General features: G+C 38.2%; 14 protein-coding genes. All 14 read right to left on the bottom strand.

Going from position 1 to position 13,324, the window contains the following annotated elements:
• Window positions 1-42: 42 nt before the first annotated feature.
• A complete protein-coding gene (gene glyS / locus FI644_RS16880) occupies window positions 43-2,115 on the bottom strand; it encodes a glycine--tRNA ligase subunit beta (RefSeq protein WP_142108641.1) in 2,073 nt (690 codons plus the stop codon).
• Window position 2,116: 1 nt separating this feature from the next.
• Complete coding sequence (gene glyQ / locus FI644_RS16875; protein WP_056685746.1) at window positions 2,117-2,998, bottom strand: glycine--tRNA ligase subunit alpha; 882 nt, start codon at window positions 2,996-2,998, stop codon at window positions 2,117-2,119.
• A 298-nt stretch (window positions 2,999-3,296) separates the two neighbouring features.
• Window positions 3,297-4,049 (bottom strand): DNA repair protein RecO, encoded by a 753-nt coding sequence (gene recO / locus FI644_RS16870; RefSeq protein WP_053477052.1) that lies wholly within the window; start codon window positions 4,047-4,049, stop codon window positions 3,297-3,299.
• A 30-nt stretch (window positions 4,050-4,079) separates the two neighbouring features.
• Window positions 4,080-4,220: a YqzL family protein gene (locus FI644_RS16865; RefSeq protein WP_075209191.1), complete on the bottom strand. Its 141-nt coding sequence runs from the start codon at window positions 4,218-4,220 to the stop codon at window positions 4,080-4,082.
• A gap of 221 nt (window positions 4,221-4,441) precedes the next feature.
• The gene (gene era, locus FI644_RS16860; protein WP_053477053.1) at window positions 4,442-5,356 is read right to left on the bottom strand and encodes a GTPase Era; all 915 of its coding nucleotides are present in this window, start codon (window positions 5,354-5,356) and stop codon (window positions 4,442-4,444) included.
• A complete protein-coding gene (locus tag FI644_RS16855) occupies window positions 5,349-5,747 on the bottom strand; it encodes a cytidine deaminase (protein ID WP_053477054.1) in 399 nt (132 codons plus the stop codon). The genes era and FI644_RS16855 overlap by 8 nt, the downstream gene beginning before the upstream one ends.
• A gap of 233 nt (window positions 5,748-5,980) precedes the next feature.
• The gene (locus FI644_RS16850; RefSeq protein ID WP_053477055.1) at window positions 5,981-6,364 is read right to left on the bottom strand and encodes a diacylglycerol kinase family protein; all 384 of its coding nucleotides are present in this window, start codon (window positions 6,362-6,364) and stop codon (window positions 5,981-5,983) included.
• Entirely contained in the window at window positions 6,342-6,812 is a 471-nt protein-coding gene (gene ybeY, locus FI644_RS16845) for an rRNA maturation RNase YbeY (RefSeq protein WP_053477056.1), read from the bottom strand. The genes FI644_RS16850 and ybeY overlap by 23 nt, the downstream gene beginning before the upstream one ends.
• Window positions 6,809-8,950, bottom strand: coding sequence for an HD family phosphohydrolase (locus FI644_RS16840; RefSeq protein ID WP_379999342.1), 2,142 nt, complete (start codon window positions 8,948-8,950; stop codon window positions 6,809-6,811). The genes ybeY and FI644_RS16840 overlap by 4 nt, the downstream gene beginning before the upstream one ends.
• A gap of 212 nt (window positions 8,951-9,162) precedes the next feature.
• Complete coding sequence (locus FI644_RS16835; protein WP_053477058.1) at window positions 9,163-10,125, bottom strand: PhoH family protein; 963 nt, start codon at window positions 10,123-10,125, stop codon at window positions 9,163-9,165.
• The gene (yqfD, locus tag FI644_RS16830) at window positions 10,122-11,315 is read right to left on the bottom strand and encodes a sporulation protein YqfD (RefSeq protein WP_053477059.1); all 1,194 of its coding nucleotides are present in this window, start codon (window positions 11,313-11,315) and stop codon (window positions 10,122-10,124) included. The genes FI644_RS16835 and yqfD overlap by 4 nt, the downstream gene beginning before the upstream one ends.
• A 96-nt stretch (window positions 11,316-11,411) precedes the next feature.
• Window positions 11,412-11,696, bottom strand: coding sequence for a sporulation protein YqfC (yqfC, locus tag FI644_RS16825; protein WP_053477060.1), 285 nt, complete (start codon window positions 11,694-11,696; stop codon window positions 11,412-11,414).
• Between the two features lie 78 nt (window positions 11,697-11,774).
• The gene (locus FI644_RS16820; protein WP_053477061.1) at window positions 11,775-12,266 is read right to left on the bottom strand and encodes a YqfB family membrane protein; all 492 of its coding nucleotides are present in this window, start codon (window positions 12,264-12,266) and stop codon (window positions 11,775-11,777) included.
• Window positions 12,267-12,304: 38 nt separating this feature from the next.
• Entirely contained in the window at window positions 12,305-13,306 is a 1,002-nt protein-coding gene (gene floA / locus FI644_RS16815; protein ID WP_053477062.1) for a flotillin-like protein FloA, read from the bottom strand.
• Window positions 13,307-13,324 lie beyond the last annotated feature (18 nt).

The raw sequence follows: 13,324 nt of genomic DNA, 5'->3' as shown, positions 1-13,324 counted from the left end.
CTTTATCATAATTGTCCTTTTAAAAAAAGGCAAAAAAGAAGTTTATTTTACGATGATTTCATTCATATTTGCAAAATTCTTGATAATATTTGCTAGTTTCCCCATTAGGCTTAGCCTATTCTCACGAATGTCACGATTATCAGCCATTACCATTGTATGATCAAAATATTGGTCAATCTCGGGCTTCATTGATACAAGGAGTGCAAATGTTTCATCTTCGGAGATTTCATTGCTTAGCTGTTCATTAACAAGAATAAACTTATCATAAAGAATGGATTCATATTCATTTTCAAATAAACTCTTCTCGACTTCTCCTATTGCTTCCGCCTTTGAGGAAATATTTAGTACTCGGCTTAATGCTTCAATGCTCTCTTTGAAGCCCGCTTCTTCCTTCCTAGTTTCAAGCACTACCGCTTTTTTCACAAGTGCAGGAATAGTTCCAATGTTACTTCCTAACACCGCCTCAATTAAATCATATCGTACATGCTTTTCTTGAAGAAGATGCTTAATCCGCAGTTTAAAGAATGCGATTATTTCTTTACTAATCTCTTCTACCGCTTTTTTAGCTATTCCAGCATCTTCGATAAGTTGCAACGAAGTACTAATGATCCATTCTAAGGAAATTGCCCACTCTTTCGTTAATAATGTTTGGACAATACCTGTAGCTTGGCGTCTTAGTGCATATGGATCCTGAGAACCGCTCGGGATGATGCCAATAGCGAAACAAGATGCAATGGTATCCATCTTCTCCGCAATTGAAAGAGCTGCCCCAGCATTACTTGCTGGCGTTTGATCTTCGGCATTTCTAGGCATATAATGCTCGTTAATTGCTTTCGCTACTGCTAGATTTTCTCCCTTTTGCAATGCATATTTTTCACCCATAAATCCTTGAAGCTCTGGAAATTCATAGACCATATTTGAAACAAGATCAAATTTGCAGATTTCTGCAGCACGGTCTGCAAAGCCTTTATCATCGCTGTTAAAGTTAATCTGTTCCGCTATTTGATTCGTAAGTTTGCGAACTCGGCTTATCTTTTCTGCAAGTGTGCCAATTTCCTCATGGTATACAATTGAGGTTAGTTTTGAGAGCGACGCTTCAATTGGCGTCTTTTGGTCTTCTTTATAGAAGAAGGCTGCATCTGAAAGTCTTGCTCTTAATACCTTTTCATTTCCCTTCGCTACCTTGTCAATATGTTCATGGCCGCCATTGCGGACAGTAACAAAATATGGGAGAAGCTTTCCAGCGTTTGATTTAACAGGAAAATAACGTTGATGCTCCTTCATCGACGTAATAAGAACCTCTTCTGGTATTTCTAAGAATTCCTCTTCAAAGCGACCGAACAATGCTGTAGGGTATTCAACAAGATTTGTCACCTCTTCTAACAAATCTTCATCAATCGGGATGATCCATTTGTTTTCTTCTTCTAATCGTTTTAATTGTGAAAGGATTGCACTTTTTCTTTCTTCATAATTAACAATGACATACTGTCCAAGCAAAGCTTCTTCATATTTCTTCGGCTCAGGCATTTCAATTTTCCCGCCTAGGAACCTGTGCCCTACTGTCCAATTTCCTGTTTCAACATTAGTAATCTGGAATGGAATAATTTCTTGGCCAAATAAAGCAACGATCCACTTAATCGGACGCACAAAGCGAAGCTCTTTATCTGCCCAGCGCATATTTTTCGGAAATGTCATGGCTGTAATAATATGCTGCAACTCAGGCAATAAGACAATCGTTTCTTGTCCTTTAATAAATTTCTTTACATGAACATATTCGACTCCGTTTATTTCTTTAAAAAAGATATCCTCTACACTTGCCCCTTGACCACGGCAAAAACCAATAGCCGCTTTTGACCATTCTCCATCCTCACTCAAAGCAATTTTTCTCGCTGGGCCTTTTGCTTCTTCATTAATATCTTCCTGGGCTTCATTAACACCTTCTACTAGCACGGCTAATCGACGCGGTGAAGAAAAAGCTTTTATATGATCAAATGAAATTTTCTTTTCCATTAACCAGGCTTGAACCTTATCAGATAACTGATTCATCGAGTTTGTTACAAATCTTGCCGGCATTTCTTCCAAACCGATTTCTAAAAGGAGATCTCTTTTAGCCATATTAATTCTCCTCCTTTGTTTGTAGAATTGGGAATCCTAGCTTTTCACGTTCTTCATAGAACGTTTTCGCAATCTTCCTTGCTAAATTTCGGCAGCGGCCGATATAACCTGTACGTTCTGTTACTGAAATCGCACCTTTTGCATCCAAAAGGTTAAACGTATGGGAGCATTTTAAAACATAGTCATATGCTGGATGAACAAGTCCTTCATCCATTTGTCTATGAGCTTCTTTCTCGTAAATATTAAATAGATTAAACAGCATGTCAGTATCAGATGTTTCAAATGTATATTTTGAATGCTCATATTCCGGTTGTCCAAAAATATCTCTGACGGTAAATCCATTTGTCCACTCAAGATCAAACACATTTTCCTTTTCTTGAATGTACGAGGCAAGCCTTTCAATTCCGTATGTAATTTCTACAGAAACTGGCTTACATTCTAAACCGCCAACCTGCTGAAAATAAGTGAACTGTGTAATTTCCATTCCATCAAGCCATACTTCCCAGCCTAAGCCAGCACACCCAAGCGATGGGTTTTCCCAGTTATCTTCAACAAAGCGAATATCATGTTCAAGCGGATTAATGCCTAATGCCTTTAATGATTCAAGATACAGTTCCTGAATATTGTCCGGTGAAGGCTTCATAATTACTTGGAACTGATGATGCTGGTATAAACGGTTTGGATTTTCTCCATAGCGTCCATCAGCAGGACGGCGAGACGGCTCCACATAAGCTACACTCCACGGCTCAGGACCAATGGCACGTAAAAACGTATAAGGACTCATTGTTCCTGCCCCTTTTTCTACATCATAGGATTGCATAAGAATACAGCCCTGTTCAGACCAATGCTTCTGCAATGTTAAAATCATGTTTTGGATATTCATAAGACACCTTCCTTTTAAAAAATAGAAAACAAAAAACTCCCGTCTCTATGCGTAAAGCATAGGGACGAGAGTTAACCCGCGGTTCCACCCTATTTGCTGCAATTGAAAGGCAGCCGACTTGATTGTCAAATGTGACTGTTGCTCCAGAACGCCTTCCTTAACCTTCTATACCCTAGCTCTCACTATCCTAGGTTCGCTTTTATAGAGCGAGTTAAGTACTCTTCTCTTTCACAGCAACTATTAATTTAATAATTTGAATCATAGCCGAATTATTCGCGAATGTCAACTAAATAAGAGTTTAAATCATTCCATCAAACTTAGCCATTTGATTAAGGAATTTCTTGGTCTTTAGATTTAATCCGGAATATTCCTCATAGTAAGCAGAAATGATTTTTTTCAATTCTTCCTTTGTTTCCTGCTTAACAGATATATTCCCAAGGCGTGATAAATCAAGATAGTAAAAAACACGCAAAAGCTTTACAGCTGCCGCTGAAATTTTATAATGGTAAGGATCTTTCTCTATACAGCGGTGGCAGAGCAAGCCGCCTTCCCGAATCGAAAAAGAAAAATGCCCGTCCGTATTCCCACAAACAGCACATTGATTTAATACAGGATAAAGCCCGAGCGTATTAAGCATTTTCATTTCAAAAATATTAACGATAATCTCTGCATCAAAACCTTCATTAATTAAATTTAATATTTGATAGACCAATTCAAACAAATAAGGATTGGGCTTCCTATCATCTGTACTTTTATCCGTTAAGTCAACGATATAACTAGCATAAGCAGTTAGAAAGATATCTTCTTTAATTGACCGCATAGAGGATATCATTTCTCCCTGCTGTAACGTCCCTAAGCCATTGCTTCTTTGTACTAAAAAGTACCCGTATGTAAAAGGCTGGGTGACAGCCGCAAGCCTGCTATTCGGCTTTTTAGCACCGCGTGCCATCACACCAACCTTTCCCCATTCACGTGTATAAAGAGTCACAATTTTATTTGTTTCACCATAGCTTGTTGTTCTAATGACGATGCCCTCACATTTTTCAAGCATCCTAGCACCATCCCTAACGATTAGACAAACCTATGAGATGGGAAAATCAATTTCTTGCTCTGCGTCCAGATTTCCGGGTATATCTTGAGTTTCCTTTTCTAGCTCCTTAAAGAGAAGATATGTGTCAATGTTACCTGTCTGCGAAAAAACTTTCCAGGTAAAATCCATCATCGAAAACCCCACCTTTCCGTTATTCAACGCAATTTTTCATCCCAAATCCTTATCACTTATCATAGCCTGTCTTTCAAATTTCATAAGAGAAAAATATTGTAAATCAAAAACATACATAATTGGCGATTGTCCATAATATTCTAGTTATGTGGCTGAGAAAAAATGTTATTCGTCTAGCTGCGGCTCCTGGCGATTAGTGGACAGTCGCCTCCACTTTTCTGTTAGTACTCATCCTCACGGAAGCCGAAGTCTCGGAGCTGGGACATTTTATTGCGCCAATCTTTTTGGACTTTTACCCAAAGTTCAAGAAACACTTTCGATCCAAGGAGATTTTCGATATCCATGCGTGCTCGCTGGCCAATTTCCTTCAGCATCTTTCCTTGTTTTCCAATAACAATTCCTTTTTGTGAATCCCGCTCAACAATAATCGTAGCCATCACATGAACCACATCTTTATCTTCACGGCGCTCCATCTTATCAATCAACACAGCTAGGGAATGAGGAATCTCCTCCCGAGTTAAATGAAGAGCTTTTTCCCTAATTAGCTCAGAAACGATAAACCTTTCGGGATGGTCTGTCACTTGGTCAGCTGGATAGTATTGCGGTCCTTCAGGTAAATACGTTTTAATTTGTTCTAAAAGGGTTTCAACATTATTTCCTTCTAGTGCAGAAATCGGAATAATTTCACTAAATTCGTATTTTTCCTTATAAGATTCGATCAAATTCATCAACTTATCGGGATGAATCTTATCAATCTTATTAATGACAAGGAAAATTGGCGTACGAACAGACTGAAACTTTTCCAAAATAAACTCTTCGCCACGGCCATATCCTTCTTCAGCATTTACCATAAACAAAATAACATCTACTTCTTTTAGCGTATTTTGTGCGACCTTCATCATAAAGTCACCAAGCTTATGTTTAGGCTTATGAATTCCTGGAGTGTCGATAAAAATAAACTGTGCATCATCTGTTGTTAGAACACCTTGTACTTTGTTTCGTGTCGTTTGTGGCTTATCACTCATAATCGCAATCTTTTGACCGATGACACGATTTAAAAAGGTAGATTTTCCAACATTTGGTCGGCCAATAATTGAAATAAATCCTGATTTATGTCCTTGTGTCGAATTATCCATGTAAATCCTCCGGTGAGAAAGCGCCAGGTAATAATCCTTCTATAGAAATTTCCTGAATATCCCCTTTTAAATTCGTTAAGAAAACCTTCATGTCTTTCGGGCATAATTCCGCGATGACCTGACGACATGCCCCACATGGAGAGCATGGACGGTCTGTATCCGCTACTACAGCCATTGCAGTAAACTTTTTGTCACCCTCTGAATATGCTTTAAATATTGCTGTTCGTTCAGCACAGTTACACATGCTATATGCAGCATTTTCAATATTACATCCGTGATAAATCTTCCCATCCTCCGTTAAGAGCGCCGCACCAACTTTAAATTTTGAATACGGTACATATGCTTTATCTCTTGCGATTTTTGCTTCTTCAATTAATTTTTCAACGTTCACCTATAATGCTTCCTTTCCTTAAGAAGGAGATTCCTTCTTTTATTTTACCTCATTTTGACATCAAATACATCCGTTGTAGCAAAAACGTAATACAAAAATTGAATTTTCCAAAAATGATAGCGTAGTATTTAGCTATTGCTTTGTCATTTTATCTAATTTAGTGTACCTTTTCAAATCCTTAACTAAAGTGACTGATAAAGAATGAAAAAACTGCCCGAAAACGGACAGTTTTTTCATGTTAAAATCATCATAATCTTTGGTGCAAATATGATTAACCCGATAATAACTGACATGATTGCATAAAGGAGAACTGCACCAGCAGCAATATCCTTCGCATCCTTTGCTAAAGGATGATATTGGTCTGTTACAAGATCAACTACACGTTCAATCGCAGTATTGATCATTTCCAGGGAAAGCATACCACCAATTGCTAGAAAGATAAATAACCACTCAAGCATAGATAATGAAAGCCAAAGACCAGTCATAATAACAATTAGTGATATAACTAGATGGATTTTCATATTTCTTTCATTCATCACTACTGAACGTATCCCAGTGTAGGCAAAGCCAAACGACTGAATGAGGCGATGCTTCTTAGCGCTGGAGCCCGAACTCATCTAGAATTACCTTTTGACGAGAAAACATTACTTTCTCATCTTCTATTGTTTCATGATCATAGCCAAGAAGATGAAGAAATCCATGGACAGCTAAGAAGCCTAATTCACGCATAAATGTATGCCCATATTCGTCGGCTTGCTCTCTTGCTCTTGAAACAGAAATAACGATATCCCCTAAAACTCGAGGCATATCAAGACCGACTAGCTCCATCTCACCCTCACCGATTTCCTCCATCGCGAAAGAAATGACATCTGTTACAGAATCCTTATGACGATATTCTTTATTTATTTCTTTTATTTTTTCATTACTAACAAATGTAATCGACACTTCACTTTGGGCTTCAACCTTTTCGGACACAGCCGCAAAGTTGAGCAGCTCCCCAATATAAGCTGATTCCTTTTCCGAAAGCTCGTTTGTTTCATCGATTAAGTCAATATTTAAACTCATGCTTGTTTCACCTTCTGTTTTGTCATTTCAGGATACTCAATACGAGAATGGAAAATTCCATTTAACGTCTCACAAAGAGCGTTTGCTACCGTTTCAAGCTCCTTTAAAGTTAAATCACATTCATTTAGCTGCCCATCCTGCAGACGATCAGCAATAATTTTTCTAACTAACCCTTCTATTTGTTCAGGGGTTGGGTGGGTCATCGATCGTACAGCTGCCTCTACACTATCAGCAATTCCGATAACAGCTGTCTCCTTAGTCTGCGCTTTCGGACCTGGATAGCGATAATCTTCCTCTCTAACCTCAAGATCATTTTGATTGGCTTTATGATAAAAGAATTTAAGTAATGTTGTCCCATGATGCTGCTCAGCGATATCGATGATTTCTTTTGGCATCTTATGTTTTTTTAACATTTCAGCTCCATCAGTTGCATGAGCAATTATAATATTCTTACTCGTTTGTGGAGGAAGTCGATCGTGCGGATTCTCAATATTCATTTGATTTTCAATAAAGAACTGCGGCCGTTTCGTCTTCCCAATATCATGATAATAACAGCCAACTCTGGCAAGGAGCCCATTGGCACCAATAGCTTCGCAAGCAGATTCAGATAAATTCGCGACCATTACACTATGATGATACGTTCCTGGCGCCTCTGTTAAAATCTTCCGGAGCAGCGGATGATTCGGACTTGATAATTCAATTAATCTCATTGTAGAAAGGATCCCAAATCCAGCTTCAAAAAACGGCAGAAGGCCTATGGTCAGAACTGCAGATGTAATCCCCGAAATTAAACCAAGAATAACATAAAATCCGTATTCCATCCCCTCGTATTGACCATTTCTTAGGAGCATCAATGAAAAGATAACAATAATATTTACACCTGCTACAAATGTTCCCGCCTGAAGAATTTTTGAACGCTGATTTTGTTTCGTTAGGAATAAGATTCCTGCGATTCCACTACAAATAATATAGATGCCAGCAGAAACATGAAAGGTACCTGTAATGCCTTCATTAAAAATAATACTTCCGCAAATCCCCATAATAATTGTAAATAGGACAGCCATCCGTTCATCAATAAGAATTTTTATTAACATAGCTCCCATGGCAGCAGGAAAGATATAGCTAATCTCAGAATACTTAAATTCATGAAAAAAGCTTATGCTTTTCATAAGTAAAATCGATAAAGCAAAAATAATACTAAACAGCAATAAATAACTTTGCTTAGTCTCAGATTGTACTTTCAGTTCATAAAAATAATAGTAAAGGGCAGCAAGAATGACAAAAGTGATTAATGCAAGACCAATAAACGGCTGATTGGAATTAACGCTGTCTAACATCCCTATTAGCTCTAACTGCCGATAAACATCGCTGCTTATTAATTGTTGCTCCTCCACAATAATCTGTCCTTGAAGAATCTTTACTGGCTCCACACTTTCTATTGCTTGCTGGCGATGCTCCTCCGTTGCATTTGGGTCATAAAATTCATTCTGATATACCGCATAACGGCCAAGCTCAATGGCAGCTGATTTTAAATTTGTATTCAAACTTGTAAATCTTAATTCCTCTTCAAGTCTTTTTTTCGCATTTTCAACCTCATCAGCTGGAATCCGATTGCTCATGACATTATTTATTGCAGTTACTGTCACATCCTTTGCTAAAGACAGCTCTGTTCTGGAGGCCTGTACTAATGCAAGCAATGTTTGATCAGAAATATCCTTTGTTACATCCTCTGTTAGTTTTTCTTTCATTCGTGATAATTTATCACTAGGTGTTGGCTCGATAAAAGTTGATTGATCCTCTTCCTCATCTGACTGTTGCGACGATTTTTCCTTCGCTTCCATTTCTTCTTTAATGGCATCATTTACTTCTGTCGCAGTACCAAATATGGATGTAATCAAATCCACTCGGTTTTGTGCAATTTCTCTTTTTACTACATAAACATCCTTTACTAGGTCTGCTGCATCCTTTTTCTTTTTCTCCGTACTTGCCTTATCTTCAATTGTGATAGGAGATCGAATGGTCTGTTCAGCAACTGAAAATAAACTTAGGTCAAGCTTTTCCGGTTTTACGTTGCTAAACATCGAAAAATACATCACAAATCCAAGCAATACAAATAATAAGACTTTAAAAAAAGTCATCTCTAACAAGCCTTTAATTTTCGTCATATGCCGATGGAGCTTTTCCACTTTTTCACCCTCCTATCTTTCGCCTTTATTTATCACTTTTTAAGAAGATAGAAATGTAATTATGTAAAATGATAACAGTTTTTTAGTTAAGATGCATCTTTATTAATAAATTATGTAAATAGCTGGTAATAGCCAAAAGAAAACCGTACGGAATTTCCGACGGCTTAGTTCTCTTGCTTTCCATATGCTTGAATAATTTTTGCTACAAGAGGGTGACGAACAACATCACTTTCTTCTAAATGTACGAAAGAGATCCCTTTTACATCTCGTAATATTTCTTCCCCAACAATTAATCCGGACTTAGCTCCTTTTGGTAAATCAACCTGAGTTTTATCTCCGGTTATAACCATTTTCGAGCCAAAGCCAAGCCGGGTTAAGAACATCTTCATTTGGGCATGTGTAGTATTTTGCGCTTCATCTAAAATGACAAAAGCATCATCTAGTGTTCTTCCCCTCATATAAGCTAACGGGGCAATTTCAATTGTACCTCTTTCAATCATTCTTTCTGTATGCTCATTGCCTAAAATATCATGAAGGGCGTCATATAAAGGTCTTAAGTATGGATCCACCTTTTCCTTTAAATCACCAGGTAAAAAACCAAGACTCTCACCAGCTTCAACAGCTGGACGAGTAAGAATAATCCGTTTAACATGACCATTTTTCAAAGCACTTACTGCCATAACAACGGCTAGGTATGTTTTTCCTGTCCCAGCTGGCCCAATACCAAAAACAAGATCAGTTTTTCGCATCGCTCGAATATACTCGCTTTGGCCGATCGTCTTTACCCGGATTACTTTCCCCTTGGCATTTCTTGTGATTTCTTCATCATACAGATCACTAAAATAATCCAAGGTCCCCTTTTTAGCCATTTGGAGGGCATACATTACATCTCTCTGATTAATATTTATCCCTTTTCTAATCACCATTAGAAGTTCGGCTAATACTTTACCGGCTGTTTCTGCTTGCTCCATATCCCCCGATACGTATACCAATTCGCCTCTTGTTATTATTGAAACATTTAATTCTTGTTCGATCATTATTATATTTGCATCCGAATTGCCTAACAGCGAAATCGCTTCATTCGGATTTTCTAGTTGTACATTGATTGTCTTCAGCTCTTCTGTCATTCTGTCTCTCCTTGAATTAAAGGTTTTGCTTCAGCAATATTCTCAATAATTTGGAAATGTATTGATATACTTACTTTACCATCGTCAACAGACTTGTGTAAAACCTTTTCCCCTTTTATTTTAGCATTTTCAGATAAGCGACCTTTTATATCATTACGAGCTCTAATTATTGCAGCATCGAACGCTTCTTCATTGGAGTATATTCTTACCTCTTGTTCTCTTTCCCTTATTGTTGTATTTGTATACGAAATTGGAAGCTTCCATTTTAGAAAATGAAAATCTTTTGTATTCGTTTCTGTTTCAAATTCCTTGTAATCAGCCTTCCCAAAACCCCAAACTGGAATTTGCCATTTCCCTATTTCAATAAAGTGCTTCTGTTTTTCATTGCCATTTAAGACATGGAAGGTACTCTTGAGCGGCTGAGTTACCTTCGTTATATACCAGGTTTCTGCATAAACCTCTCCCTTAGCTGGCACTATTTCTGTCTGCCCTTCTTTCCCAATCACCCCAGAAACAAGGAGCTGTCCTTGTTTTACATGATCATGAATATTAACTTTCGGCTGCCCTTCTTCAACAAACATGTCGACAATTACGCCTTTCTTTTTAGCAACTAAATCTCTTGGGCTTAATAGTTCAGGTTTATCTGGCTCATTCTTTTCGACAACTTGAAGATGATAGGTTGTCCCTTTTAATTCCACACCAACCCATGTAATCGCCACAATATTATCTGTAAGCCTTCGCTGGATGGCTTCAACATTTTCAAGAAAAAACTGAACCTTCCCCTTCTTGACACCCATCTCGTCCAATTCTTTACGAATTTTATGCTCTGTTTCGGGATCTGCCCCCTTAATTTCAATTCCCCATACCATATTTGATAAAATAAAAATAACAAGTAGAAATGTGAATGCTCCAATAATAAAGCCACTATTTTTCAAAAGCCGTTTGAAAAGAAAGGGCATGCCTGACCGCCTTAAAAATCTAATTTTACAATCGCTGTCTTTCACAGCCCCTCTTATTTTCTTCACATCATCAAGCTTAATTTTGAAAGTAACCGATTCACTGCCATGCCTTTTTACATTCCAAATAATAATGCCATTTCTGGTTAATGTGTTTATTAACCGTTCAATCCCCTTCCCTCTTGTTTCAACAGTAATAATACCCCAAAAAAACTCAGTCCACAGATTTTTCATATCCTTCCCCCTTAACGAACAGGCAACTTATACTAAAAACCACTTGAAGAAGTGCGGACTTCCTATAAGTGGGTATCCTCGCTTTCATTCCTTATCCTACTCACTGATATAGGTAACCTGATCAATTTTTCCCTCTAGCAATATTTCTTCAGGTAATATTGTCTTGATAACAAATGATTTCCCCTTAATAAGCAGCTGTCCTTGTTTAAGAAGAAGTCTTAGCTCTTTATCTGAAAAGGCAATTAGACCGCGGTGGTTCTCAATATATATATGAATTTGTCCGATCATTGTAATCCGGGGTAAATCCATCATAACATCTTGAGGAAGCTCCATATTCGTTGTCATCCATTTCCTGATGAATTGTCCCCACTTTTTTGCCATAAAAAAGAACCCCCCTTCATCTCATATGTATGAATGGAAGGGGGGTTCTAGCACTTATTTTTCTTTCCTTTTACTCGCTTATCTTTTTTGTCTGATTGACTTGTGGGGATTGAGCGCTCTTGGAGGACCTAAAATCTCCGCCCATACAACGCCCTCAGCAAGCTTTTGTTTTTCAATTAAAAATGAGGGTTTTTCATCTTTTTCAGAATTGAAATCCAATCGCATTGATCCCCTTTCAGAAACTGCCAGTAGGGATTGAGTCTTATTTTCCAGTGCTCTCTGTTTATCTTTCAAGCTATGCAAAGTTTCTTCCGCCTGCTTTTTTCTTTCTGCATATTCCTTTTCAATATTATTAATGACTTTTTTTGGAATTGCAGGCAAAGCTTCGTTCTTTTTTACTTCTCGTATTGGGCTGCTAGTCGAATGATTCGCACCCTTTTGAGGCTGTATAGGCTGTCGCTGCGGCCGGCTTTTTTGCTTTCCTTGGTTACCTGTTAATTTATTAAATATTGAGGTGATAATACCGATCACGATGAAAAGAAGCCATGGATTTTCAAATATAAATTCCATAAGGGAAACCCTCCCTTCTGCCGAAAGAAGAACAGGAATTAATCATTTTTCCGTCCGTCTTTATTCTCATCCGTTATTCTGCCAATGGAGTCTCTCATATCTGTATCAGCAGAGATATTTTTATAATTCATATAATCCATGACACCAATATTGCCAGATCGGAGTGCTTCAGACATTGCAAGAGGAACTTGTGATTCTGCTTCTACCACTTTCGCTCTCATTTCTTCTACGCGTGCCTTCATTTCCTGCTCTTGGGCAACAGCCATGGCACGGCGCTCTTCCGCTTTTGCTTGGGCGATCTTTTTATCTGCCTCTGCCTGTTCGGTTTGTAATTCCGCTCCAATGTTTTTACCGATATCCACATCCGCAATATCAATGGAGAGGATTTCAAAAGCAGTACCCGCATCCAGCCCTTTTGCAAGAACTGTCTGTGAAATCATATCTGGGTTTTCTAGTACTTTTTTATGGTTTTCAGAGGATCCGATTGTTGATACAATCCCTTCACCTACACGGGCAACAATTGTTTCTTCACCCGCACCACCGACAAGACGGTCGATATTTGCTCTTACAGTAATTCTTGCTTTCGCCTTTACTTCAATCCCATCCATGGCTACACCAGCAATAAATGGCGTTTCAATCACATTTGGATTAACACTCATTTGTACAGCTTCTAATACATCTCGGCCAGCTAAATCAATAGCAGCACTCCGTTCAAATTGCAATTCAATATTTGCCCGATGTGCAGCAATTAGCGCATTAACGACCCGATCTACATTTCCTCCTGCCAGATAGTGGCTTTCTAATTGGTTCGTTGTCACATCCAAACCAGCTTTATGTGCCTTAATCAACGGATTAATTACTCGACTGGGAATAACCCGGCGAAGACGCATTCCGATTAATGTGAAAATACTTACTCTTACCCCAGCCGCTAATGCGGAGATCCACAGCATGACCGGAACAAACGTGAATAAAACGCCCAATAGGATTATTGCAACGACAATAATGACCAAAGTGAAAATTGAAATAGCATCAAATGGCATTTTTCATTCCTCCTAAAA

Origin of the sequence: Cytobacillus solani (genome assembly GCF_006704205.1) — a bacterium.
GTDB lineage: Bacteria > Bacillota > Bacilli > Bacillales > Cytobacillaceae > Cytobacillus > Cytobacillus solani.
This window is presented reverse-complemented; position numbering and strand designations above follow the sequence as displayed.